Below are 24824 nucleotides of genomic sequence, written 5' to 3' on the forward strand. Positions count from 1 at the left end.
TCAGCTGAGGCCGAGCACGTCCCGCATCGAATACAGCCCCGGCTTCTTGCCGCGCGCCCAAAGCGCCGCCTTGACGGCGCCCCGAGCGAAGATGGCGCGGTCCTCGGCATGGTGGGCAAGCGTGATGCGCTCGCCGGTGCCGGCCAGCATCACGCTGTGGTCGCCGACGACAGAGCCGCCGCGCAGGGTGGCAAAGCCGATCGAGCCTGTCTTGCGCACGCCGGTGTGGCCGTCGCGGACGCGTACCTCATTGCCTGAAAGCTCGATACCACGCCCGGCGGCGGCGGCTTCGCCCAGCAGCAGCGCTGTGCCCGATGGCGCGTCGACCTTGTGCTTATGGTGCATTTCGAGGATCTCGATGTCGAAATCGTCGGCATCGAGCGCGCGTGCCGCCTGCTCGACCAGCACCGCCAGCAGATTGACGCCGAGGCTCATATTGCCCGACTTGACGATCGTCGCATGGCGCGCCGCCGCCGCGATTTTCGCATTGTCGTCGGCCGTGCACCCGGTCGTGCCGATGACGTGAACGATGCGCGCTTGCGCGGCGTAGCCAGCGAATTCGACCGTCGAAGCAGGCGTGGTGAAATCGAGCACGCCGTCTGCCTTGGCGAAGACCGGCAACGGGTCGTCGCCGATCGGCACATTGATGATGCCGATGCCCGCCAGTTCGCCTGCGTCCTTGCCCAGATAGGGCGAACCCGCCCGCTCGACCGCGCCGATGACCCGCGCGCCGGGGATGGTGTGGATGGCACGGATCAGCGTCTGGCCCATGCGGCCGGCAGCGCCCACCACCACAAGGCCCATATCGCCTGCTTCGCTCATGTGCTCCTCACAGCAGTCTTCTTCGCACGCGTGGCCCGGACCGGAGTTTGGATCGGCTCGCGGTCCTCGACAAGCCCCAGTCCCTTCTTGCCCTGGATGCGGTGGAAGCGGGAATAGATGCTGTCCGGGTCGGCCATCAGCGTCGCATGGGTGCCTTCCTCGACCAACCGTCCCTCTTCCAGCACGATGATGTGGTCGGCATTGACCACCGTCGACAGCCGATGCGCTATGACGATGGTCGTGCGGCCTTGCATGACTTGGGTCAGCGCTTCCTGGACGCGCGCCTCCGCTTCGTTGTCGAGCGCCGATGTCGCCTCGTCGAGCAGCAGGATCGGTGCCTGGCGCACGATGGCGCGGGCGATCGAGACGCGCTGGCGCTGGCCGCCGGAAAGGGTCGAGCCGCCTTCGCCGACCGGCGTGTCGTAACCTTGCGGCTGCTGGCGGATGAACTCGTCGGCTGCCGCCTGTTTCGCCGCCTGCTCGATCTCGGCGTCCGTGGCCGACAGACGGCCGTAGCGGATGTTGTCGCGGATCGTGCCTTCGAAAAGATAGGGCGCCTGCGCCACATAGGCGATCGACTGCCGCAGCGAATGCTTGGTTACCTTCGAGATGTCCTGGCCATCGACCTCGATGCTGCCCCGATCGACGTCGTAGAAGCGCTGCAAGAGCGCCACCAGCGTCGATTTGCCGGCGCCCGACGCACCGACGATCGCCGTCACCTTGCCGGCCGCGGCGGTAAAGCTCAGGTCCCTAAGCACCGGCATGTCGGCGCTGTAGCCGAACGTCACATTGTCGAAACGCACCTCGCCGGTGGTGATCCTCGCCTCGACGGCATCGGGTGCGTCGCCCTGTTTCGGCTCCAGGTCGAGCAACTCGTAGATCATGCGCGCGTTGACCAGGGCACGTTCCATGCCCACCTGTGTGCGCGCCAGGCGTCTTGCCGGATCGTAAGCCATGATCAGTGCGGTGATGAAGGAGAAAACCGCGCCCGGCGGCTGCCCAAGATACAGCGCCCGGTAGCCGGAATAGGCAAGCACGGAGGTGATGGCGAGACCGCCCAGAATCTCGGAAATCGGCGACAGCCGCTCCGAGACGCGGGCGATCTTGTTGTTACGCTGCTCGGCCGTGTCCGCCATGATGCCGATGCGGCGCGCCAGCTCGGCCTCCAAGGTGAAGGCCTTGACGATGGCGATGCCTTGCGTGGCTTCCTGCACGGACCCGTTCAGCCGCGAATTGATCAGGACGGATTCCCGGTTGATACGCCGCAGTCGGCGGGTGATATAGACGACGGCCCAGATCAGTGGAGGGCCGATCAGCAGCGAGCTGAGCGACAACACCGGATCCTGATAGATCATCACGCCGACGAGAGCGACCAGCGTGACCGCGTCGCGGCTGATGGAGGTCAGTGTCAGCGACAGCAGATCGCGAACGCCGCCGACATTCTCGCTGACCTGTGCCGCCAGCCGACCGGAACGCGTATCGTTGAAGAAGTTGACGCCGAGCTTCATCAGATGGTCGAAGCTGCGCTTCTGGTAGCGCGCGACCAGATTGTTGCCGATACTGGCCAACGCGACTGCTTGGCCGTAACCGGCGAAGCCGCGCAGCAGGGAGGCCCCCATGAAACCGGCGCAGATCAACCAGAGCATATCGCCGCGTCGTTCGTAGAAGATCTGGTTGATCATCGGGGCCATGATCCACGCCGTGAAGGCAGTGGTGCCGGAAACGATCAGCAGGCAAGAGACGGCGACGACATAGGTCCAGCGATACTCTTTGCCGTTTTCAGCGAGGATGCGGCGGAGCACCGCTGTGACCTCGCCGGGCCGGGCTTTTTGTTTGTTTGGAGCTTGAAGTGTCAAATCGGGAGCGCTTTGTGGTTTTCCGCCTCGTGGGACCGGGGCTGCAAATTCGGCACCCCTCTTAACGCCCTGCGGCCTGATTGCCTATGCCCGCACCTGATTAACTTCGTCGCGGGGCGCGAGCGCTTCGCTGGCTTTCAGGCCTGCCAGCGCCGGCCCTCCGTCTGGACACCGAACAGCAAGGGGTTCCTGGCATAGGCGGCAAGGCCCAGAAGTGCGGCCAGCGGGTGGGTGATGACATAGACCGGCATGGTGCGCATCATCGCGCTGTGCGGCGCCTTGTCCTCGAAAGCGGCGCGGAAATTGCCGGCTTTCAGCGCCGGCACGATCTTCTGCGCGATGCCACCGGTGAGGAACACGCCGCCGCGGCTCATGAACACCAGAGCAAGGTCGCCTGCGGTGCGCCCAAGGCAGGTGACGAAAATCTCCAGCGCTTCCACTGCAACCGGATCGGTTTTCGCAAGTGCCGCGGCAGTGATCTCGGCCGGCGTGGTGAAGGGCGACGGCTTGCCGTCTGCCTTGGCAACCGCCCGATAGACATTGACCAGACCGCGTCCGCACAGGATCTGCTCGCCCGAAATGCGGCCCTCCAGCTTCTCGATATGCGGAAAAACCTCGAAATCGCGCGGTGTGCGCGGGCCGATGTCCATATGGCCGCCCTCGCCGGGGACCGGTATCCAGTGGTGCAGCGCGTGGACCAGCCCGGCGACGCCGAGCCCGGTTCCTGGACCGAGCACGACGCGCCCGGCATTGGGCTCCGGCGTGCCGCCGCCGATCTTTTCCATGTGCTCCTCGCCGAGCGCGACGACGGCCAGCGCCTGCGCCTCGAAATCGTTGAGCACGACGATGTCGCTCAGGCCGAGGCTGGCGAACATTTTCCTCGGCTTGACGATCCAGGGGCAGTTGGTCAGCTCGATCTCGTCGCCGTCGACCGGGCCAGCCACCGCCAGCACCGCCGAATTGGGACGCACCGACGAGCGGTCGAGCACGGCCGCCTGGATCGCCTCGTCGATGGTGTTGTAGTTCGCCGTCTGGACAATGGTCGGCTCGCCTGCCTCGGAATTGGCGTCGAGCACGATCGAAAAGCGCGCATTGGTGCCGCCGATGTCGCCGATGAGGATCGGAAACCGCAACAAAGTATCGTCGTCGCCTGTGCGTGGCATGCTCTCGTCCGTCTCCGGCGCCCCCGACGGCATCTGGCCGTTCTTCCGTTGACTAGCGCATGGGTTTGAAAAGGGAAACGGTTTTCGACCCCGGCGGCGCGCTGAGGCCGGCTCTGCGGCCAAACCGCCACGGTTTCGCAAAAATGAGGCGCTGAACCGATTGAGTCTGCTATAAGCTATAAGCCGTGATCGTCAGTTTCCAGGCGGCCGCGGTCGCGGCAGCGGCACGCCGATCTCGGGCGTCGCCGTGAAAGCGTTCATCGTGCTTGGCAAGCCGGCGGCGGCCGGGGTGGCGGGCAACGAGGGCGCTTCGGGTTCGGGCGCGGCAGCCGCGACCGGCACGCCGCCGCCATGGTAGGTCGCCGCATCGGCCGACGACGGCCCCGGCGCGTCAAGCACAGCGCGGCACTCGCTCGGCAGGTTCGCCATCGTCATCAGGTCGCGCGCCTTGGGGGCATCGGGGTTCTTGTTGGGCCGCCACGGCTCCTGCGTGAACCACCAGGCCAGCGGCTTGCCGCAACCGTCATCGTCCGGCGTCGCTTCCTGCGCCTTGCAACCGGGCGAGCCCGGCTGGCAGCCGATGCGCATGTGGAAATGATAGTCGTGGCCCCAGAACGGCCTGACCTTGCGCAGCCAGAAGCGATCGCCCTTGACGGTGTCGCAGAGCTTTTTCTTGATGCCCGGATTGACCAGGATGCGCTCGACCTGGCCGTAGCTCGCCGCCCGCTTCAGAAGCCTTGTGTGCGCTGGCGTCCACAGCGCGTCCTTCACCAGATGGGTCTTCTCATCGACCATCAAGGTGGCGCTCATCGATTCGCGCTGCGCCATCGACAGCGGGCGGCGGGGCATCGGCGTCAGCCAGATGTCGGCGTCGAGCCCGATCTGGTGCGAGGCATGTCCTGTCAGCATCGGGCCGCCGCGCGGCTGCGAAATGTCGCCGATCAGCAGGCCTGGCCAACCATCGGCCGCTGCGTCGCGCGACAATTTCTCGACTACCGCGATCATCGTCGGATGGCCCCAGCGGCGGTTGCGCGACGGCCGCATCACCTGCCAGGTCGGACCGTCCAAGGGAATGGCGACGCCGCCGGCAAAACAGCCCTTGGAATAGAATCCGATCGACCGCGCCGCGGTCGCGGCCGGCAGTTTCTTGGCGCCGAACAGGTCTTTTGCCCGCTCCTCGGCGCTCGCCGGCTGAACGGCTAACCCAAGCACGGCAAGCAGGCCGAGCGCAGCGGCCAACAGGGGCGTTTTGCCTAGAGATAGCCTCATCGCTGTCTTCATGAACCCGGTTCTCCACCGCAATCCCAAGGCCGAATCATAGCACGCCGCGCCCGCGGCTTCGATCGTCAGCGCTTCATCGGGCTGCGCGCTTCGCCGTCACGCCAATCGCCGCTTGCCCACATATGATCGAAGGCGGCGCGGTAGTCTGGAAACCGCAGGGAATAACCCGCCGCCTTGATCGCCGCGTTGGCGACACGCTTGTTCTCGCCATAGAAGGACCGCGCCATGGGCGAAAGTTGGGCGGCGTCGAAGGGAATTTCGGGCGGCGGTTCGATACCCATCAGCGAAGCGGCATAGGCGACGACATCCTGCGGCGGCGCCGGCAGGTCGTCGGTGACGTTGAAGATGCCGCCTGTATTGCCTTCGATGAGCTGCCACAGGGCGCCGGCAATGTCGTCGCAATGGATGCGGTTGAACACCTGGTCCGGCTTGACCAGCCGCCTTGCAGTGCCGTTTTCCAGATTGACCAGCGCGTTGCGGCCGGGGCCGTAAATGCCGGACAGGCGCAGGATCGCCCCCGGTCGGCCGATCTCGCGGCCCAGCTCCAGCCAGTCTCGTTCGGCGGCCACCCGCATCACCGAGCGCTTCGACACCGGCCGGCATTCCGCCGTTTCATCGACCCATGCGCCGTCATAATTGCCGTAGACGCCGACGGTGGAGAGATAGCCGATCCATTCAAGCACCGGCATTTGAGTGAGGATTCCCGCGCGGGCGGCATTCAGCACAGGATCGCCGGCCTCTTCCGGGGCGACCGAAATCAGCAGATGCGTTGTTTTTCCCAATGCATCGCCGATTTCGCCGGTCATCGCGCCGTCGAACAGGAGCGGCGCGACACCGGCCTGCCGTAGCGTCTCGAATTTTTCCGGCGAGCGTGTCGTGCCGAAGATCGTCGCGGCGCCTTTGTTAGCCCGAGCAAAAGCCCTGCCGGAATAGCCGGCGCCGAAGATGAATATCTGCTTTTCGCTCATGCATTCGCCCTGGTTGGCCGCGCCAGACGCCATTCGTCGCGCACGGCTTCGTCGCTCTCGGCTTTCAGACCGATGGCTGCCCGTTGCGAGTATTCGGCAACGGGCACCAGCCGCGCCAGCGCCCAAATTGCCGCGCCCCGCACCAGCGGTGACGGATCGCCGAGAAGCGTACGCACCGCGCCAGACAGCGAAGCATCGCCGGAATTGCCGGCGGCGATCAGCACGTTGCGGATGAACCGGTCGCGGCCGATGCGTTTTATCGTCGAACCGGAGAAGAAAGCGCGGAAGGCCGCGTCATCGAGACCCAAAAGGTCGGCGAGCGGCGGCTCGCGCAAATCATCGCGCGCGACGAGTTTTGCTTCGGAAGCTGCCCGGGCGAATTTGTTCCACGGGCAGGCGGCAAGACAATCGTCGCAGCCATAGATGCGGTTGCCGATCTTTTCGCGGAATTCGTGCGGAATCGGCCCCTTGTTCTCGATGGTGAGATAGGAGATGCAGCGCCGCGCATCGAGCCGGTAGGGCGCCGGAAAGGCATCGGTCGGGCACGCGTCGAGGCAGGCGCGGCAGGAGCCGCAATGGTCGATCTCGGCGCGGTCGGGCACGAGTTCGGCGGTGGTGAAGATGGTGCCGAGGAACAGCCAGGAGCCGTGCTCGCGGCTGACCAGATTGGTGTGCTTGCCTTGCCAGCCGAGCCCGGCGGCCTCGGCCAGCGGCTTTTCCATCACCGGCGCGGTGTCGACGAATACCTTCACATCACCCCCGGCGCGCGCCACGATCTTGCCGGCGATCTCCTTCAGCCGCCCCTTCATCACATCGTGATAGTCGCGGTTTTGCGCATAGACCGAGATCGCGCCGGAGTCGCGCTTGGCCAGCAGCCCGCGCGGATCATGGTCGGGGCCATAGTTCATCGCCAGCACGATGATCGAGCGCACCTGCGGCCAGAGGGCCATTGGTTCACTGCGGCGTTGCAGCGTCTCGGCGATCCAGTCCATTGAGCCGTGAAAGCCATCGGCGACGAATTCGGCCAGGCGCGCCGGCGCCAGCGGGATCGCATCGGGGGAGGTGACGGCAACGGCATCGAAGCCGGCGCGCTGCGCCTCCGCGTCGATCAGCGCGCGCAGTTTTGCGGCGTCAGAAGTCGAGGTCCGCATAATGCGACACCGGTGACAGGCCGCGCACCCGGTCGGTCAAAAGCGGCCGGAAGGAGGGCCGCGACTTGACCCGCGTGTACCATTCGCGTGCAGCGCTGTGCTCGCGCCAGTCGATCTCGCCGAGATAGTCGAGCACCGACAGCGTCGCCGCGGCCGCGAGATCGGCATAGGTGACCCTGGAGCCAGCCAGCCAATGGCGGGTGCCGGCCAGCCAGTTGGTGTATTTCATGTGCTGGCGGATGTTGGCGCGCGCGGCACGGATCGCGCCCGAATCGGGCGAGCCGCCGCCAGCGGTTTCCGGCATGACCGGCTTCAGCACGCGCTCGCGCACCAGATGGCGGGTGACTTCACTTTCAGCCTTGTTGAGATACCAGTCGATGAGCCGGCGGATTTCGGCGCGCTGCATCGGGTCCTCGGCGAACAGCCGCTTGTCGCGCTTCAGCACGCCGCGCGTTTCATCGAGATATTCCGAAATCACCGTCGCGCCGACGATCGGCACGTCGCCTTCGGCCAGCAGGATCGGCAGCGTTCCGGCCGGGTTCAGCGCCAGGAACTCCTTGCGCCGGGTCCACGGCTTTTCCTCGATCAAAGCCAGCTCCTCGCCATACTCGCCGAATGCGAGGCGGACGAAGCGACAGGTGGCGAACATGGGATGGTGGAAAAGCGTCAGCATGGTTCCGCGATGATAAAGCGCACTGGCGAATCGCAGGGCGCACCGGTAAGTCTTGGCCGCCCGGTTAGCGGGCCGTCAGGGTGTTGCGACCTATAGGGGGACTTCAACGCCATGACAAGCAAGCCCTTCTGTCAGCCGTCACGCCAATGCCGAGGTAGCCATGGAAAGCCAGACCATCGTCGAAGCCCTGCTGCTCGGCCTGCTGGAGGGGTTGACCGAGTTCATCCCGGTGTCGTCGACCGGCCATATTCTGCTTGCCGGTCATTTCCTCGGCTTCCATTCGACCGGCAAGGCCTTCGAGATCCTGATCCAGCTCGGCGCCATCCTGGCGATCCTCAGCGTCTATTTCCGCCGCCTGTGGAAGATGCTGCTCGAACTGCCGCATGACCGGCTGACGCGGCATTTCGCCATCGGCATCCTGATCGCCTTCCTGCCGGCGGCGATCATCGGCGCGCTGGCGCATGATTTCATCAAGACGGTGCTGTTCGAATCGCCGAGGCTGATCTGCATCATGCTGATCATCGGCGGCGTCGTGCTGCTGGCGGTGGACCGCATGAACCTCAAGCCGGTCTACCGCGATGTCGAGCGCTTCCCGACCCGGCTTTACCTGCAGATCGGGCTTTTCCAGTGCCTGTCGCTCATTCCCGGCACATCGCGTTCGGGCTCGACCATCGTCGGCGCCCTGCTTTTGGGCGTCGATAAGCGCGCTGCCGCTGAATTTTCCTTCTTCCTTGCGATCCCGACCATGGTCGGCGCCTTCGCCTTCGACCTGTTCAAGAACCGCAACGTGCTGAGCAGTGCCGACCTGCCGATCATCGCCGTCGGCTTCGTCGCCGCCTTTGTCACGGCGCTCATCGTCGTGCGCTTCCTGCTCGACTACGTCTCGCGCAAAGGCTACGCGCTGTTCGGCTGGTGGCGGCTGGTGGTCGGCGGTGTCGGGTTGATGGCGCTGATGATCTGGGGGTGAGGAGTGGTCCGCGAAGCGGACGGAAAGCCAATTGCTTGGCTTTCCGAACGACGAACGGTGAAGGCCCGGTTCGCCTTCGGGCGGATCAAAAGGTCCGGTGGACCTTTTGAAGGGACTGAACGCCCGAAGGGCAGGGAGCCAGCGAAGGGCGAGCAACGCCCGTAAGTGGCCCCTCAACTCCTCCCGTAAAACGCGTTCTCGACATGCACCGGCCAGCGCCAGGGCAGCACCGCGACCATGTCGAAGCGCATCGACAGCCTGCCGTAGTCCGCTTGGCGCGACAGCCAGATGTCGGCCGCGCCTTCTATTCGACGTTCCGATTCGTGACCGATCGCCTCCATGGCTTCCATCAGCGTGCGCCGCGCCTTGACCTCGACGAACAGCACCAGATCGCCGCGCCGCGCGATCAGGTCGATCTCGCCGAAGCGTGTGCGGTGGCGGCGCGCAAGGATTCTGTAGCCCTTCATCATCAGTGCTGCCGCCGCCAGCCATTCGCCGCGATGACCGCGTCGATAGGCCTTTTGGCGGCTGACGCTTGGGCGCTCAGCCACTGTCGCTTTCTCCAGAAGTCTCCCTGAGGTCAAGCAGCCGCCGATAAAGGGCCTGTTTCTGGCCGCCGGTCATCTTCGCGGCTTCCGCGGCCGCCTTGGAGGCCGGCATTTCGGCGGCAAGCGACAGAAGCAGACGGTCGATGTCTTCAGGCTCGTCGACCCTGGCCTCGGCCGGACCGACGCAGACGACGATTTCGCCCTTCGGCGTATCGGCCGCAGCATAGTGGTCGGCCAGCGCCTGCAGCGTGCCGGTTCGCATCTCTTCGAAGGTCTTGGTCAATTCCCTGCCGATAGCGGCCTTGCGCTCGCCGCCGAGCGCTTCGACCATGGCAGCCAGGGAGTCAGCCAGCCGGCGCGGCGATTCAAAGAAAATCAATGTCGCCGGCACGGCCTTCAGTGCTTCCAGCCGTGTCAGCCGCTGCCCTGATTTGACCGGCAGAAAGCCGGCGAACAGGAAGGCATCGGAGGGCAGGCCGGATGCCGTCAGGGCCGCCAGCGGCGCTGACGGGCCGGGGATAGGCACGACGCGAATGCCGTGGTCGAGCGCCTCGCCGACCAGCCGGTAGCCGGGATCGGATACCAGCGGCGTGCCGGCATCGGAGATCAGCGCCACGCTCTGCCCGGCCTGAAGTGCCGATATCAGCTTCGGCCCGGCCTCGCCGGCATTGTGTTCATGATAGGCCGTGGTGCGGCGGCGAATGCCGTAGCGGTCGAGCAGCACGCGCGACACCCGCGTGTCTTCGCAAGCAACGATGTCGGCGGCGGCCAGCGTCTCCAACGCGCGCAGCGTGATGTCGGCGAGATTGCCGATCGGCGTCGCCACCAGATAGAGCGCCGGCTCCAATGGCCGTGCCGCGATCTCGGTCTGCCCGACCACATAGCTGCGCTTGCTCGTCTCTGCGGTCACCGATGACTTCTCCATTCAGCCCTGTTTGGCACGGCTGACGCGGGCTTGCAAAAGCTGACGCCGATGTAAGGAATTCGCCTTTCCTTTGCCACAGTGGGGAACCAAACCGGCGTTGGCAGATTAGCCCCCTGATTCCGGAGGAGGACAGGATGGACAGCCTGAAGATACAGGACGCTTTCGAGCCCTACTATGCCGGCCGCAAGCGCGGTGCCGCGCCCAGGGACAAGCGCCTATCTGCCAAGACCGAGCACAGCCTGGCCAAAGAGCGAGCCGTGAGCGCTTTTTCGACCAACGTCAGGCTTTCCGACAACAAACCCGATAGCACGACGGAGCACTGACCGGACGATGCCCAATCGCTTCGATATCTTCATCACCCGTCTTGAAACAAAGAATGCCCGCAACGGCGCGCAACTAGCCTCGATAGGCGACCAGCACCGCGCCCGCCGCGATAAGGGCGACGCCAAGCCAATTCGCTCCGGACAACCGCTCGCCGAGAAAGGCCGCGCCAAACACCGCCACAAGCACGACGCTTAGCTTGTCGATCGGCGCCACCTGCGCCGCATTGCCGATCTTGAGCGCCCGAAAGTAGCAGAGCCATGACGCGCCGGTCGCCAGACCGGACAGGCCTAGGAAAGCCCAGGTCTTTGCCGAGATCGTGGCCGGCGACTGGAACTGGCCGCTGGCAAGCAGGATGGCACCGAGCACGATCAGGATGATGACCGTGCGGATGAAGGTGGCGAAATCGGAATTGATGTTCTCGATGCCAACCTTGGCGAAGATCGCCGTCAGGGCAGCGAACGCAGCCGAGAGCAATGCCCAGAATTGCCAGGAGGATACGGTCAGGTTCATGCCGGTGGCCTTTGCGGATGAGGTCTCAACCGAGATACCGTGAAACGCGTGCCTTCAGAAGTGTAATCCTAAGCTTCGGAGATTGGACGAGGCTTCCCCACCTTCGTCATCCACGGGCGGAGCAGGAGCGAAGCGACGTCGCGAAGACCCGAGGATCCATTCCGTGACTTCTGAATTTCGCTACGGTGCAGAATTTGGAAAGCTGGCGTGGAGAAGATGCGCCGGCAACGAAATCTATTGTTTGAACGGGACAAGTGGCAGAGCAGGCATGCCCATTCTGGACCGTGACGCCCCGCAGCAGCCGTCGCGGCATGGATCCTCGGGTCTGCGCGCCGCTTCGCGTCGCTCCGCCCGTGGATGACGAGGCGGGAGGAGCTTGGCGCAGGCAAAGCTACCTGCCTACCGCGCCAGATCGGCGACCACGGCGTCGAGCACGATCATGCCGGCGGCCGTGGCGCGCAGGCGCGCATTGCCGATCGGCGCCACCAGCCCCTCTCCCTGCAGCATCGACAGCCGCTCGCTCGACAGGCCGCGTCCGGAGAACGTTTCGTAGCGGGAGAGGTCGATGCCTTCGGCGAGCCGCAGGCCCATCAGCAGGAATTCGTCGGCCTCTTCCGAACGCGTCAGGATTTCGCCGCCGGTGACGCCGTGGCCCTTGGCTTCGACCAGATTGGCCCAGGTTTCCGGCATCCGCTCGGCGATCGTCACCGTGCGGCGACCATTCTCGACGAAGCGGCCATGCGCGCCCGGCCCGACGCCGACATATTCGCCATAGCGCCAATAGGTGAGGTTGTGCCGGCTCTCGGCACCCGGCCTTGCGTGATTGGAAATCTCGTAAGCCGGCAAACCATGCGCCGATGTAATCTCCTGCGTCAGCGCATAGAGGTCGGCGGCGTGGTCATTGTCGGGAATGATGAATTTCTTTGCCGCGTGCAGGGCGTGGAACGGCGTGCCCTCCTCGATGGTCAGCTGGTAGAGCGACAGATGGTCGGCGGCATGGCCGATCGCCTGTTCCAGCTCCGATGCCCAGGACTCCGGCGTCTGGCCGGGCCGGGCATAGATGAGGTCGAAGGACAGCCTTGGGAATATTTCCCGCGCGAGGCCGATGGCGTGCAGGGCCTCTTCGACATTGTGCAACCGGCCGAGGAAGCGCAAATCCTTGTCATTCAGCGCCTGCACGCCGAGCGACACGCGGTTGACGCCGGCTGCCCGGTAGCCGCGAAAGCGTTCGGCCTCGACCGAGGACGGATTGGCCTCCAGCGTCACCTCGATGCCGTCGGGCACAGTCCAGTTCTTCGCCACGGCGTCCAGAACCCTGGCCACGGTTTCCGGCTTCATCAGCGAGGGCGTGCCGCCGCCGAGAAAAACGCTGGTCACCTCGCGCGGCCCGGTGCGCTCGCGCATCGTCGCCAGTTCGGCCTCGAAGGCGGCGGCAAAGCGCTCCTGGTCGACCGGCTGGTGGCGGACATGGCTGTTGAAGTCGCAATAGGGGCATTTGGCCGCGCAGAACGGCCAGTGGACATAGACGCCGAAACCGGGCGCCCGGTCGAGCAGCATGCTCATGCCGAGCCCAATCTCGCCTTGGCGAATTTCTGGAAGGCACGGGCGCGATGCGACAGCGCCGTCGGCTGGCCAGGCTTCCAGCCATGCTTTTCCTCAGCGCTCATTTCGCCGAAGGTTTTTTCGAAGCCATCGGGCAGGAACACAGGATCGTAGCCGAAGCCGAGATCGCCGCGCGGCGGCCAGACCAGCGTGCCCTCGGCCTCGCCGCGATAATATTCCGCCTCGCCGTCGGGAAATGCCAGGCAGATGACGGCGACGAAGCGTCCCTTGCGCTGTTGCGGCAAGGCCGCGCCGACTTCCTGCAACGCCACTTCGGTGCGTTGCATGGCCATGCCGAAATCTCTGCTGCCATCCGGGGTTTCGGCCCAGTTGGCGGTGTAGACGCCGGGCGCGCCATCAAGCGCGTCGACGCATAGGCCGGAATCGTCCGACAGCGCCGGCAGGCCGGTCGCCTTGGCGGCGGCGAGCGCCTTGATGTAGGCGTTCTCCTCGAAGGTGGTGCCGGTCTCGTCAGGCTCCGGCAGGCTATACTCCTTGGCCGACTTGGCTTCGAAGCCGAACGGCCCCATCAGGTCGGCGAATTCGCGCAGCTTGCCGTCATTATGGCTGGCGACGACGATCTTCTTTCCATCGAGAGAATGCATCAAAGGCCCCAGATTCGTGGCTCGGCAAATTCGATCGAATTGCCCGAGGGGTCGCGTATATAGATCGAACGGCCGCCCTGCGGCCACTCGAATTCGCTCTCGATGGCGATCTTCTTTGCCTCCAGATGGGCTTTCCAGCCGGCGATTTCATCGGCGGTCGCAGCAAAGCACAGATGGCCCTCGCCGACCGCGCCATGCGGCGGCACCGGCAGCCTGGCGTCAGGCGCCGGCGGCACTTTCGTCGCCTCGGCATTGAAGACGAGCAGCACGCCCGGCCCGCAGCGGAAGAAGAGGTGGCGGCCGTCGACCTTGCCTAGGAGATTGAGGCCGAGGATGTCGGTGAAGAACGTTTCCGCGGCGGTCAGGTCTGTGACGTAGAGGGCCGATTCCAGGATCGCGGAGGGTGTCACGAGGCGCCCCCCTCTGGCCTGCCGGCCCCGGCCCTTCGCTGCCGCTCTGGGCGTTCGTTGTTCGGAAAGCCAAGCAATTGGCTTTCCGTCCGCTTCGCGGACCACGCCTCACCCCCCTCAGGTGGGGAGATTAGCAGCTTCTGCATTGTCGCGCACCCTGCAACGCCGGAGATTGGCGAAGACCGAAATGGCATCCGATCTCCCCCCTTGAGGGGGAGATGGCCGGCAGGCCAGAGGGGGGTGTTCAAGCTCGGCATTTAAGTCCTAAGCCACCGCCATCTGCTGCAGACTAACCAAGCGCTGGATGCCCTTCTTGGCCAGACCCATCAAATCCGCGAACTGCTCTTCCGAAAAGGGCTCGCCCTCGGCGGTGCCCTGGATCTCGACGATGCCGCCCTTGCCGGTCATGACGAAATTGGCGTCGGTGCCGGCCGCGGAATCCTCGACATAGTCGAGGTCGATGACCGGCTGGCCGTCATGGATGCCGCAGGAGATCGCCGCGACGTGGTCTTTCAGCACCTTGGCGACGCTGGCCATCTGGCGCGCTTCCATCCAGCGCAGGCAGTCATACAGCGCCACCCAGCCGCCGGTGATCGATGCGGTGCGGGTGCCGCCATCGGCCTGGATGACGTCGCAGTCGACGGTGATCTGCTGCTCGCCCAGCGCCTGCAGGTCGACCACGGCGCGCAGGGAGCGGCCGATCAGCCGCTGGATTTCCAGCGTGCGGCCGCCCTGCTTGCCGGCCGAAGCCTCGCGGCGCATGCGCTCGCCGGTCGAGCGCGGCAGCATGCCGTATTCGGCCGTCACCCAGCCCTTGCCGGAATTGCGCATCCAGCCCGGCACTTTTTCCTCGAGGCTGGCCGTGCACAGGACATGCGTGTCGCCGAACTTCACCAGGCATGAGCCTTCGGCATGCTTGGAGACGCCGCGCTCGAAGGAGATGGCACGCATTTCGTCGAATTGGCGTTTGGAAGGGCGCATTCAGGCTGCTTTCTTGTCATTTTTCGGAATCTTGGCCGGCTTGTAACCGCATGGGACGCGTGGCGCAAAGGAAAATGGCCTGACGATCTGACACAGACACCGGGTGGTCCCACAAAGACACCCGGTGATCTCACACAGACACCGGGTTGCGCGGGTGCAGTGTAAGTCTGTATCCTTGGGCCGGAGGTTTTTGGCCGTATGACCAAGGCAGTCGATCCCGCTTCGCAGTCGCCCGCGCTCCAGTCGCTCGACATGCGTTCGCGCGACATCTTTCGGCGCATCGTCGATTCCTATCTCAAGGACGGCGAACCCGTGGGCTCGCGCAGCCTGTCGCGCATCCTGCCGTCTTCGCTGTCCCCGGCCACCATCCGCAACGTCATGAGCGACCTCGAGCATCTCGGCCTGATCTACGCGCCGCACATTTCGGCCGGCCGGCTGCCGACGCAGGCCGGCCTGCGTTTCTTCGTCGATGCCTTCATGGAGCTTGGCGATCTTTCCGACGAGGAGCGCCGCGCCATCGAGGCACAGGTTCGGGCGTCCGGCTCGGGCGCGACGCTGGAACACATGCTGACCGAGGCCAGCCAGATGCTGTCGGGCATGTCGCGCGGCGCCGGCCTGGTGCTGGCCGCCAAGAACGAGGTGGCGCTGAAGCACATCGAATTCATCCAGCTCGAACCGACCAAGGCGCTGGCAGTGCTGGTGTCGCAGAATGGCGACGTCGAAAACCGCGTCGTCGAGCTGCCCGCCGGCATCACCGTCTCGCAACTGCACGAGGCCTCGAATTTCCTCAACGCCCATATACGCGGCCGCACGCTGGCCGAGGCGCGGATCGAGATCGCCCGCATCAAGGAAGAAACCAGGGCCGCGCTCGACACGCTGTCGCAGGACCTGGTCGAGAAGGGGCTGGCGGTGTGGGCCGGCGCCGATAGCGGCCTGCCGGCACGGCTCATCGTGCGCGGGCGCGCCAATCTGCTCGAAAACGTCACCGCCCAGGCCGACATCGAACTGCTGCGGCATCTGTTCGAGGACATGGAGACGCAGGACGGGCTTATCCAGCTGCTTGACCTCGCCGAGCAGGGCTCGGGCGTGCGCATATTCATCGGCTCGGAAAACAAGCTGTTTTCGCTGTCGGGCTCGTCGCTGGTCGTCGCCCCATATCGCGACAAGGATGCCCGCGTCGTCGGCGCGCTCGGCGTCATCGGCCCGACCCGGCTGAACTACGCGCGCATCGTCCCAATGGTCGACTATACGGCGCAGCTGATTTCACGCATGCTGCGCTGAGCTGATCCAACCGAGGAGACGATGATGGCGCTCGAAGAATTCAAGGCCCGGATCAGCCTCCTGCTGGAGGAGATGGTCAACCAGCCGGAAGACCAGCACGAGATCCAGGAGCAGTTGCGCGAAAAACTGCAGGAAATGCGCGCCATGGGCCTGCCGCTGCCCGCCGATCTCGTCGAGTTGGAAAAACGCCTCGACGACGATTTTTACGCCGCCGGGACCTGAACCGGGAAACCGGAAGCTTCCTCCACCTCATCATGTGCCGTGGAACGATCGACGAAACCGGTCGTTCCTGTTTTCACGCCCAAACATTGGAGGACCGAATGATGCGTTTTGCCGGCCCCGCACTTTCCGCCGCACTGTTTCTCTCGACCGCTTCATTCGCCCAGCAGGCGGACGAGCCGGCGCTGAAAGGCGCGGACGCTTTCGGCGACTGGCGAGCGGACAAGCCGGGCACACGCCGCCTGATCAGACCGGATGATCTGCCTAAGCCCTATGCCAACAGATCGACCTCTAACAGCGCCGGCGTTGCGGACATGCCGGCAGACGCGAAGCTGCAACTGCCGCCGGGGTTCTCGGCTGAGTTGGTTGCATCCGGCATCGACAATCCACGCGTCGTGCGCGTCGCGCCGAACGGCGACCTGTTCGTCGCCGACAGCAAAGCCAACCAGGTCCGCATCTATCGCCTCGCCGAAGGCGGTGCGAGCCCTGTGCAGGACAGCATCTTTGCCGGCAGTCTCAAACGGCCCTATGGCATTGCCTTCTATCCGCCGGGCGCTGACCCGCAATGGGTCTATGTCGCCAATAGCGACAGCATCGTGCGCTTTGCCTACCGCAATGGCGACCTGAAGGCCTCCGGCGATCCGGAAACCATCGTCGGCAACATCCCTGCCAGTCATCACTGGACCCGCGACATCGCCTTCTCGCCGGATGGCAAGACGCTTTATCTGTCGGTCGGCTCGGGATCGAATGTGGCCGAGCGCATGGGCAAGGAACCGAAGGGCGGCCTCGACGCCTGGGCGAAGTCGCAGCCGCTCGGCGCCACATGGGGATCCGAGGACGGCCGCGCCGGCGTGCTGGCCTTCGATCCCGATGGCAAGAATGGCCGTATCTTTGCCACCGGCCTGCGCAACTGCTCGGGCATGACCGTGCAGCCGGCGACCGGCGCGCTGTGGTGCGTCGTCAACGAACGCGATGCACTTGGCGACAATGTGCCGCCCGAATACGCGACCGTGGTCAAGGAGGGCGCCTTCTATGGCTGGCCCTGGTACTATATCGGCGACAATGAGGATCCGCGCCACAAGGGTGAGCGCCCCGATCTTGCCGGCAAAACGACCGTTCCCGATGTGCTGATGCAGGCGCATTCGGCTCCGCTCAACATCGCCTTCTACGAAGGGAAGAGCTTTCCGGCCGAATACAAGGGCGATGCTTTCGTCGCTCTGCACGGTTCATGGAACCGCGGCAACCGGACCGGCTACAAGGTGGTGCGATTGCTGTTCAAGGACGGCAAGCCGACCGGCGAATATGAGGATTTCATCACCGGCTTCGTCTCCAACGGCGAGGTCTGGGGCCGGCCGGTCGGTGTGGCGGTGACCATGGATGGCGCGCTGATCGTCACCGAGGACGGCAACGGTACCATCTGGCGTGTCACCCATGGCGACGGTCGCTCCTGATCTGCTTGGGTAACGCAGGCCCCCTCACCCGGATTGCCAACCGAATCGCGAAGAGCAATTCGGGACAATCCGACCTCTCCCCGGCGGGTAGAGGAGGTAGGCGGGCCCGTGCTCGTCTCTTCTCCCCAGCGGGGAGAAGGTGGCCGCGAAGCGGCCGGATGAGGGGGCTTCGTGAGGCGAGGCCCCCGATATCTGGTGCAATAGAATCCGACCCCAGGGAATTCAATCTTAGCCGGTCCCATGCGACAAGGCATTCTGATCTGAGACGAATGCCATGACCCTTACCGGATTCCTCGCCTACAGCGCCGCCCTCGGCATCGCAGCCGCGATCCCTGGTCCCGGCATCACCGCGCTGGTCGCGCGTGCGCTCGGCTCCGGCTTCCGCTCGTCGCTGGCGATGTCGTTTGGCCTGATGGTGGGCGACATCACCTATCTGACCGCCGTGGTGCTTGGCCTCGCCTTCGTCGCACAGAGTTTCGGCATGGTTTTCCTGGCCATCAAATGGCTCGGCGTCGCCTATCTCGCCTTCCTCGGCTGGCGCTTCTGGAACAGCGGCATCACGCCCGAGACCGTCGAGGCCCGAACGGGCAGGGCGGGATTGCTGTCGAGCTTTGCCGCCGGCCTGACTGTTACGATCGGCAATCCGAAGACGATGATCTTCTATCTCGCCATCACGCCGACCATCGTCGACCTGAAAACCATCACGCTGGCAGACTATGGTATCCTCGTCGCGCTGACCGTTGTCGTGCTGTTGGTGGTGCTGGTGCCGTATCTTGCGCTGGCCGCCAAGGCGCGCTGGTTCCTGAAATCTCCGCGCGCGCTCAAAGCGCTGAACCGCACGGCTGCCGGCTTCATGGTCGGTGCCGCTGCAGCGATTGCCGCCCGCCAATAGCGAGCTTTCGGCCAAAGCATTTCGCAAACAGGCCTTTGCGGGAAATGCTTTTCCGAGACGGCACTGTTTTAGACACAGGTCCCACTCGGATATTTTCAATCGACAGTCTATCTTGCGCGGTCGAAGGTCCTATCTTGCCTGCAATTCCACTTGCCTGAAATCCTTACTCGCCTGAAGTTCTGGGAGCGAAACAAATGAAGAAGCCCGCCACATCAGCCCGCGTGCCCGGCCGCGGCCGCGTCTACGATTCCATCACCGACACGATCGGCGATACGCCCCTGGTGCGGCTCGACAAGTTCGCCCGGGAAAAGGGCATCGTCGCCAATCTCATCGCCAAGCTCGAATTCTTCAATCCGATCGCCTCGGTCAAGGACCGCATCGGCGTGGCGATGATCGAGGCGCTGGAGGCGTCGGGCAAGATCTCTCCCGGCAAGACCACGCTGATCGAACCGACGTCGGGCAACACCGGCATTGCGCTTGCCTTCGCCGCTGCCGCCAAGGGCTACAAGCTGATCCTGACGATGCCCGAAACGATGTCGATCGAGCGCCGGAAAATGCTGGCGCTGCTGGGCGCCGAGCTGGTGCTGACAGAAGGCCCGAAAGGTATGAAGGGCGCCATCGCCAAGGCCGACGAACTGGCAGCGACGATCCCCAACGCGATCATCCCGCAGCAGTTCGAGAACCCGGCCAATCCAGAAATCCATCGCACGACGACGGCCGAGGAAATCTGGAACGATACGCATGGCGAGGTCGACATCTTCGTCGCCGGCATCGGCACCGGCGGCACCATCACCGGCGTCGGCCAGGTGCTGAAGAAGCGCAAGCCCTCCGTGCATGTCGTCGCCGTCGAGCCGGACTCCTCGCCTGTTCTGTCGGGCGGCCAGCCCGGCCCGCACAAGATCCAGGGCATCGGCGCCGGCTTTGCGCCCAAAATCCTCGACACGACGATCTATGACGAGATCGTCAAAGTGTCGAACGAGGATTCCGTGGCCAATGCCCGCCTCGTCGCCCGCCTCGAAGGCGTGCCGGTCGGCATCTCTTCGGGCGCCGCCCTGCAGGCGGCCATCGTCGTCGGCTCGCGGCCGGAGAACAAGGGCAAAAATCTTGTGGTGGTCATCCCGTCCTTCGCCGAGCGTTACCTGTCGACAATCCTGTTCGAGGGGCTGGGATCGTAATCCGACGCTTCTTCGTGACCAAGCTGGCCCGCTGAAAAAACGCCCGTGGCCGCCATCGGTGGCTTGAGCGCGACACCGCTTCCGGTTCATATCGCCCCCGGCCTGCTTTGCGCGGCCGGGGGAGAATTTATGTACAAGCTCTACACCCGTCCGGGCAGCGGTGGCTTCGTCGTCGAGGCGGCGCTGGTGCTGGCGAACGCACCGTTCGAGCAGATCGACGTGCCGAAGACCGACCGGCCCGATCCCGCCTTCATCGACATCAGTCCGTTGAACCAGGTGCCGGTGCTGACCTTGCCGGACGGTAGCTCGATGACCGAATCGGCGGCGATCTGCATCCTGCTTGCCGAGCGTCATCCCGATGCCAATTTGGCGCCGGCGGCCGATGCGCCTGCCCGCGCGGATTTCCTGCGCTGGATGGCCTTTATGTCGTCTGTGCTCTATTCGGCGGTGCTGCGTTTTTACTACGCATACCGCTACACTGCCGACCCCGAAGGCACCAAGGCGGTCAAGCAGGCGGCCGTGGCCGAGATGGACCGCGGCTTTGCCGTTCTCGATGCCGCGCTCGAAGGCCGTGACTGGCTGGTCGGCGACCGGATGTCGCTGGCCGACATCTATCTGGTCATGCTGGTGGCCTGGTATCCCGACATCGACAGCGCGCGGACGGCATGGCCGAACATCGAACGCCTGTGGGCGCGGCTGCGCGACCATCCGCTGATGAAGACGCTCAACACCTCGCACGAGATGTGGCCGGGCTGAAGCTCAATTTCTGAGCACTGCCCGTTTTCCTTGCAGGAACCGGCGCACCGCCGGGTCGCGTTCGAGGCCGATCGCCCGGTCATAGGCTTCGCAGGCTTGCGGTACCTGACCAAGCCTGGCCAGGAGACCGGCGCGTGCGGCCCAATAGGGCTGGTACTCGTCAAGTCGCTTGTCGTCGCCCAGCACGTAAAGAGCCGCCAATCCGGCCACTGCGCCCTCGGCCTCGGCGATCGCCACCGCGCGGTTTATCGCCACCACCGGCGATCCTGCGATCGAAAGCAGCGCGTCGTAGAGTTCCTGGATCGCCACCCAGTCGGTGCGGCCGGTGAGCCTTCGTGCCGCATGCGCGGACTGCACGGCCGCCTCAAGCTGGTAGCGGCCGATGACGCCCTTGGCCGCGGCGTGGGAAAGCAGCGCTTCCGCCTCGTCGATGAGGGCACGGTCCCATAGAAGGCAATCCTGCTCCGCCAACGGCACGAAGTCGCCTTCGGCGCTGCGCCGTGCGGCGCGGCGGGACTCGGCAAACAGCATCAGCGACAACAGGCCCAGTGCCTCCGGTTCCTCCGGCATCAGCGAGGCCACCAGCCGGCCGAGCCAGATGCCTTCGGTCGCCAGGTTGCGGCGCCGCGTTTCGGTGCCGGCCGGATCGGACCAGCCTTCGGCGAAGGCGGCATAGATCGCCTCCAGCACCGCGTCCAGCCTTTCGCCGAGTTCGGCCCGCTCCGGCACGCGGAACGGAATGCCGGTTTCACGGATGCGGCTCTTGGCGCGCACCAGGCGCTGGCCCATCGTTGCGGGCGAGACCAGGAAGGCGGAGGCGATCGTCGCGGCGTCGAACCCCAGCACGGTCTGCAGGATGAGCGGCGAACGTACGCTCGATTCGATCGCCGGATGGGCGCAAGCGAACATCAGCCGCAGCCGATCGTCGGGCAGGTCTTCCTCGGTCATGCGTGCCTCCGCCTCCTGCGCAATCAGCTTGAGATGCCCGCGACCGGCCTCGCTGGTGAGCCGCCGCCGCACCGCATCGACACGGCGCCGCCGCGCCACCGCCAGCAGCCAGGCTTCCGGCTTTTCCGGCACGCCGGTTCGCGGCCAGCGCTCGAGGGCGGCGGCAAAGGCATCGGCCAGCGCGTCCTCGGCGGCGGCCACGTCGCGCGTGCGCGCCGCGAGCCAGGCGACCAGCTTGCCGTAGCTCTGCCGGGCGGCAGCCTCGGCGGCCGCCCGGGCGGTCTCGGAGCGACTGTCCATCACATCGTCATTTCTCAGACAGGTACTCGGTCAGTTCCCAGATCGGCCGCAGCTCGACAGTGCCGGCGCTGGCCGCCGGGCAGCGCGCCGCCCAGGCGATCGCGGCGTCGGCATCCGCGGCCTCGATCATGTAGAAGCCTGCAAGCTGCTCCTTTGTGTCAGCATAGGGGCCGTCGAGGACGTTGGTCTTGCCACCAGCCACCCGAACCGAGGTGGTCGCCTGACTCGGGCGCAGCCGGTCACCGGCCAGCCACGCGCCGGATTTCTTCAGGGCCTCAGTATAGGCGCCATAGGCGGCACTCATCTGGTAGGTCGCCTCGGCCGGGGCATTCGCCATCGCGGCTTCGTCGGCGTAGATCAAAATCATGTATCGCATGGTCTTCTCCCGTTGTTTCGAAGGCCGCGTCGTTGCGAGCCGGACGTATGTCGCGCGGCAGCGCACGATTTCGACAGGCTGCGGAAAACTTTCCGCTCCGACGGATTTTTGTGCAAGCCGCCATCTGCTTCCCGATCTCTCAACCGTTCGTCTAACGAGCACAATTGCGGGTTGGCATTTCCGGCCCACTGTCTAAACTCGCCCCGGTTCGCACCTGGGAGGCGGTGCGGTCGTCGATATTTCAGGGAGGGAAATCGGATGTTTCATTTCAGAACGAAACTTGTTGCAGCCGGCGCTGTGGCGCTGTCACTTGGCCTTGGCGCTGTGTCGGCAGGAGCCCAGGAATTCATCAACGTGCTGACCGGCGGCACATCCGGCGTCTATTATCCGCTCGGCGTGGCGCTGTCGGAAATCTACGGCAAGGGCATCGAAGGCGCGCGCACCCAGGTGCAGGCGACCAAGGCGTCGGTCGAAAACCTCAATCTGCTGCAGCAGGGCAAGGGCGAGATCGCCTTTGCGCTCGGCGATTCCGTCAAGATGGCCGCCGAAGGCAATGCCGAGGCCGGTTTCCCAGGCAAGCTCGACAAATTGCGCGGCATCGCCGCCATCTATCCCAATTACATCCAGATCGTCGCCAGCCAGGAGTCCGGCATCAAGACGCTGGCCGACCTCAAGGGCAAGAGCCTGTCGGTCGGCGCACCGGCGTCGGGCACCGAACTCAATGCGCGCGCGATCTTCGCCGCCGCGGGGCTGAAATACGAGGATCTCGGCCGGGTCGAATACCTGCCCTTCGCCGAATCGGTCGAGCTGATCAAAAACCGGCAGCTCGACGCCACTCTGCAATCGGCCGGACTCGGCGTCGCCTCGATCCGCGACCTCGCCACCTCGGTGCCGATCAATGTCGTGGCGGTGCCGGCCGAGGATGTTGCGAAGATCGGCTCGCCCTATCTTTCGGTGGTCATTCCCAAGGGTACCTATGAGGGCCAAAGCGAGGATGTCGCCACCGCCGCCGTCGGCAATTTCCTCATCACCCGCGCCGATGTCTCCGACGAGATCGCCTATCAGATGACCAAGCTGATATTCGACCATCTCGACCAGCTTGCCGCGGCCCATGCCGCCGCCAAGGCGATCGACCAGGCCAAGGCGCTCGACGGCATGCCAGTGCCGCTGCACCCCGGCGCTGAGCGTTATTACAAGGAGAAGGGGTTGTTGAAATAGCGGAGCATGGCTCGGCTATCTGAGATGCCCGGCAGGGCAGAGGGGGGCTCCTGGCGCTACAATTCGCTTGCTTTGGAGTGCGTCGGATGAGCGAAATAACCGACGGCAAATCCACCACCTTCCATCTGCCTGCCGTCGAAGAACAGGTCGAAAGCCTGCCGCCGGGCTTCGGCGACGGCATCGCCGGCAAGGCCGCCTTTCTCATCGCCGTCGCCTTTTCCGTGTTCCAGATCTATGTCGCCGCCTATGGCAGCATTCCGAGCCAGGTGGTGCGGGCGATGCATGTCGGCTTCCTGCTGCTGCTCGGCTTCGGCCTGATCGCCAATCTGCGTACCAAGAGCCTGCCGGCCAAGGCCATATTCTGGTCGCTCGGCGCGCTCGGCTTCGGCACCGGCCTGTACAATTGGGTGTTCTACACCGACCTCATCCGCCGCTCCGGCTTCCTGACCACGCCGGATCTCATCGTCGGCGCGGTGCTGGTGGTGCTGGTCTTCGAGGCGGCGCGGCGGCTGATGGGGCTGCCGCTGGCGGTTATCGCCCTCATCTTTCTCGCCTACTGCTTTTTCGGCAACCATCTGCCGCCGCCGCTCGTCCATCGCGGCTATGATTTCGCCCAGCTGGTGGACACCTTCGCCTACGGCACCGAAGGCATCTACGGCACGCCGATCTATGTCTCGGCCGCCTACATCTTCATCTTCGTCGTCTTTGCCGCCTTCCTCGAACGTGCCGGCATGATCGCGCTGTTCAACGATTTCGCGCTCGGCCTTGTCGGCACGTGGCGCGGCGGCCCGGCGCAGGTCTGCGTGCTGTCGTCGGCGCTGATGGGCACGATTTCCGGCTCGGGCGTCGCCAATGTCGTGGCCAGCGGCCAGTTCACCATCCCGCTGATGAAGCGCTTCGGCTTCCGCCCGGCCTTTGCCGGCGCCGTCGAGGCGACCTCCTCGATGGGTGGCCAGATCATGCCGCCGGTGATGGGCGCGGTCGCCTTCATCATGGCCGAGACGCTGAACGTGCCTTATGCCGAGGTGGTCAAGGCGGCGATCATCCCGGCGCTGCTCTATTTCGGCGCCTGCTTCTGGCAGGTGCATCTGGAAGCCGGCAAGGCCGGTCTGCACGGCATGGCCAAGGCGGATCTGCCCAATCCGTGGGACGCGGTGCGGCAACACTGGCCGCTGGTGCTGCCGCTGGCAGCGCTGATCTATCTGCTGTTTGCCGGCTACACGCCGATCTTCGCCGGCACGATGGGCCTGGCGCTGACCATCGTGCTCATCCTCGGCACGCCGCTGGCAGCAGCGATCGGACCGCTCGCCTTCCGCATCGTCTTCTGGATCGCGCTCGGGCTTGCCGCCGCTTCGTTCATGAAGTTCGGCGTCAACCTTCTCGGCGCCGTCATCGCCGCGCTCGTCGTCGCCTGCTTCACCT

26 protein-coding genes are annotated in these 24824 nt (G+C 64.8%); 10 read left to right on the top strand and 16 right to left on the bottom strand.

The genetic code is table 11. The annotated features are described in order from the left end of the window. The 7 genes from dapB to EOB59_RS18750 form a co-directional block, all read right to left on the bottom strand. Entirely contained in the window at positions 1–822 is an 822-nt protein-coding gene (dapB, locus tag EOB59_RS18720; protein WP_127268269.1) for a 4-hydroxy-tetrahydrodipicolinate reductase, read from the bottom strand. Then, positions 819–2678, bottom strand: a complete 1860-nt coding sequence (locus tag EOB59_RS18725) for an ABC transporter ATP-binding protein (RefSeq protein WP_127382152.1) — start codon at positions 2676–2678, stop codon at positions 819–821. Before EOB59_RS18725 ends, dapB begins: the two co-directional genes overlap by 4 nt. A gap of 137 nt (positions 2679–2815) precedes the next feature. Then, positions 2816–3841, bottom strand: coding sequence for a glucokinase (locus tag EOB59_RS18730; RefSeq protein WP_127808447.1), 1026 nt, complete (start codon positions 3839–3841; stop codon positions 2816–2818). A 192-nt stretch (positions 3842–4033) separates the two neighbouring features. Continuing rightward, a complete protein-coding gene (gene mepA, locus EOB59_RS18735) occupies positions 4034–5122 on the bottom strand; it encodes a penicillin-insensitive murein endopeptidase (RefSeq protein ID WP_128288961.1) in 1089 nt (362 codons plus the stop codon). Positions 5123–5187: 65 nt separating this feature from the next. Continuing rightward, positions 5188–6090: an SDR family oxidoreductase gene (locus EOB59_RS18740; protein ID WP_127398487.1), complete on the bottom strand. Its 903-nt coding sequence runs from the start codon at positions 6088–6090 to the stop codon at positions 5188–5190. Continuing rightward, on the bottom strand, positions 6087–7241 hold the full coding sequence (gene queG, locus EOB59_RS18745) for a tRNA epoxyqueuosine(34) reductase QueG (protein WP_128288962.1): 1155 nt from the start codon (positions 7239–7241) through the stop codon (positions 6087–6089). Before queG ends, EOB59_RS18740 begins: the two co-directional genes overlap by 4 nt. Next, positions 7222–7914, bottom strand: coding sequence for a glutathione S-transferase family protein (locus tag EOB59_RS18750; protein ID WP_013528622.1), 693 nt, complete (start codon positions 7912–7914; stop codon positions 7222–7224). The genes queG and EOB59_RS18750 overlap by 20 nt, the downstream gene beginning before the upstream one ends. Positions 7915–8074: 160 nt before the next feature. Here EOB59_RS18750 and EOB59_RS18755 point away from each other — a divergent pair, with 160 nt between their 5' ends. After that, positions 8075–8881 carry an undecaprenyl-diphosphate phosphatase gene (locus EOB59_RS18755; protein ID WP_127269760.1) on the top strand — a complete coding sequence of 269 codons (807 nt, stop codon included), beginning with the start codon at positions 8075–8077 and terminating at the stop codon, positions 8879–8881. Positions 8882–9054: 173 nt separating this feature from the next. On the opposite strand, the gene EOB59_RS18760 is transcribed toward EOB59_RS18755, so the two are convergent. Together EOB59_RS18760 and rsmI are read right to left on the bottom strand one after the other, a co-directional pair. Then, positions 9055–9432 (bottom strand): YraN family protein, encoded by a 378-nt coding sequence (locus tag EOB59_RS18760; RefSeq protein WP_127269758.1) that lies wholly within the window; start codon positions 9430–9432, stop codon positions 9055–9057. Continuing rightward, the gene (rsmI, locus tag EOB59_RS18765; protein ID WP_127382148.1) at positions 9425–10354 is read right to left on the bottom strand and encodes a 16S rRNA (cytidine(1402)-2'-O)-methyltransferase; all 930 of its coding nucleotides are present in this window, start codon (positions 10352–10354) and stop codon (positions 9425–9427) included. Before rsmI ends, EOB59_RS18760 begins: the two co-directional genes overlap by 8 nt. 134 nt (positions 10355–10488) lie before the next feature. Between rsmI and EOB59_RS18770 the strand changes: the two genes are divergently transcribed. Further along, positions 10489–10677, top strand: a complete 189-nt coding sequence (locus EOB59_RS18770; RefSeq protein WP_128288963.1) for a hypothetical protein — start codon at positions 10489–10491, stop codon at positions 10675–10677. A gap of 73 nt (positions 10678–10750) precedes the next feature. Here the strand turns inward: EOB59_RS18770 and EOB59_RS18775 are convergent, their stop codons facing one another. The 5 genes from EOB59_RS18775 to rph form a co-directional block, all read right to left on the bottom strand. Continuing rightward, positions 10751–11188: an EamA family transporter gene (locus EOB59_RS18775; protein ID WP_127269533.1), complete on the bottom strand. Its 438-nt coding sequence runs from the start codon at positions 11186–11188 to the stop codon at positions 10751–10753. 399 nt (positions 11189–11587) lie between these two features. Beyond that, positions 11588–12751 (bottom strand): radical SAM family heme chaperone HemW, encoded by a 1164-nt coding sequence (gene hemW / locus EOB59_RS18780; RefSeq protein ID WP_128288964.1) that lies wholly within the window; start codon positions 12749–12751, stop codon positions 11588–11590. Next, entirely contained in the window at positions 12748–13395 is a 648-nt protein-coding gene (gene rdgB / locus EOB59_RS18785) for an RdgB/HAM1 family non-canonical purine NTP pyrophosphatase (RefSeq protein ID WP_127808459.1), read from the bottom strand. Before rdgB ends, hemW begins: the two co-directional genes overlap by 4 nt. Continuing rightward, positions 13395–13805, bottom strand: coding sequence for a VOC family protein (locus EOB59_RS18790; RefSeq protein WP_128288965.1), 411 nt, complete (start codon positions 13803–13805; stop codon positions 13395–13397). The genes rdgB and EOB59_RS18790 overlap by 1 nt, the downstream gene beginning before the upstream one ends. Positions 13806–14069: 264 nt before the next feature. Then, entirely contained in the window at positions 14070–14786 is a 717-nt protein-coding gene (gene rph, locus EOB59_RS18795; RefSeq protein ID WP_127396273.1) for a ribonuclease PH, read from the bottom strand. 198 nt (positions 14787–14984) lie between these two features. Between rph and hrcA the strand changes: the two genes are divergently transcribed. The 6 genes from hrcA to EOB59_RS18825 all read left to right on the top strand — a co-directional run bounded on the left by hrcA (position 14985) and on the right by EOB59_RS18825 (position 20560). Beyond that, entirely contained in the window at positions 14985–16067 is a 1083-nt protein-coding gene (gene hrcA / locus EOB59_RS18800) for a heat-inducible transcriptional repressor HrcA (RefSeq protein ID WP_127808463.1), read from the top strand. A 24-nt stretch (positions 16068–16091) separates the two neighbouring features. Beyond that, on the top strand, positions 16092–16289 hold the full coding sequence (locus tag EOB59_RS18805) for a hypothetical protein (protein WP_023814156.1): 198 nt from the start codon (positions 16092–16094) through the stop codon (positions 16287–16289). A 98-nt stretch (positions 16290–16387) separates the two neighbouring features. Beyond that, the gene (locus tag EOB59_RS18810; RefSeq protein ID WP_128288966.1) at positions 16388–17737 is read left to right on the top strand and encodes a sorbosone dehydrogenase family protein; all 1350 of its coding nucleotides are present in this window, start codon (positions 16388–16390) and stop codon (positions 17735–17737) included. A gap of 274 nt (positions 17738–18011) precedes the next feature. Further along, positions 18012–18629, top strand: a complete 618-nt coding sequence (locus tag EOB59_RS18815) for a LysE family translocator (protein WP_128288967.1) — start codon at positions 18012–18014, stop codon at positions 18627–18629. 194 nt (positions 18630–18823) lie between these two features. Next, on the top strand, positions 18824–19804 hold the full coding sequence (cysK, locus tag EOB59_RS18820) for a cysteine synthase A (RefSeq protein ID WP_127267553.1): 981 nt from the start codon (positions 18824–18826) through the stop codon (positions 19802–19804). Between the two features lie 129 nt (positions 19805–19933). Further along, complete coding sequence (locus tag EOB59_RS18825; protein ID WP_128288968.1) at positions 19934–20560, top strand: glutathione S-transferase family protein; 627 nt, start codon at positions 19934–19936, stop codon at positions 20558–20560. Positions 20561–20563: 3 nt separating this feature from the next. On the opposite strand, the gene EOB59_RS18830 is transcribed toward EOB59_RS18825, so the two are convergent. Both EOB59_RS18830 and EOB59_RS18835 read right to left on the bottom strand, forming a co-directional pair. Beyond that, positions 20564–21808: an RNA polymerase sigma factor gene (locus EOB59_RS18830; RefSeq protein ID WP_128288969.1), complete on the bottom strand. Its 1245-nt coding sequence runs from the start codon at positions 21806–21808 to the stop codon at positions 20564–20566. A gap of 7 nt (positions 21809–21815) precedes the next feature. After that, positions 21816–22184 carry a YciI family protein gene (locus EOB59_RS18835; RefSeq protein WP_127267556.1) on the bottom strand — a complete coding sequence of 123 codons (369 nt, stop codon included), beginning with the start codon at positions 22182–22184 and terminating at the stop codon, positions 21816–21818. A 258-nt stretch (positions 22185–22442) separates the two neighbouring features. Between EOB59_RS18835 and EOB59_RS18840 the strand changes: the two genes are divergently transcribed. Together EOB59_RS18840 and EOB59_RS18845 are read left to right on the top strand one after the other, a co-directional pair. Continuing rightward, complete coding sequence (locus EOB59_RS18840) at positions 22443–23402, top strand: TAXI family TRAP transporter solute-binding subunit (protein WP_127267557.1); 960 nt, start codon at positions 22443–22445, stop codon at positions 23400–23402. A gap of 86 nt (positions 23403–23488) precedes the next feature. Then, a partial coding sequence (locus EOB59_RS18845) for a TRAP transporter fused permease subunit (protein ID WP_128288970.1) occupies positions 23489–24824 on the top strand: 1336 nt, incomplete at its 3' end.

It is taken from the genome of Mesorhizobium sp. M7A.F.Ca.MR.176.00.0.0 (assembly GCF_004023165.1).
In the GTDB taxonomy this organism is placed as follows: domain Bacteria; phylum Pseudomonadota; class Alphaproteobacteria; order Rhizobiales; family Rhizobiaceae; genus Mesorhizobium.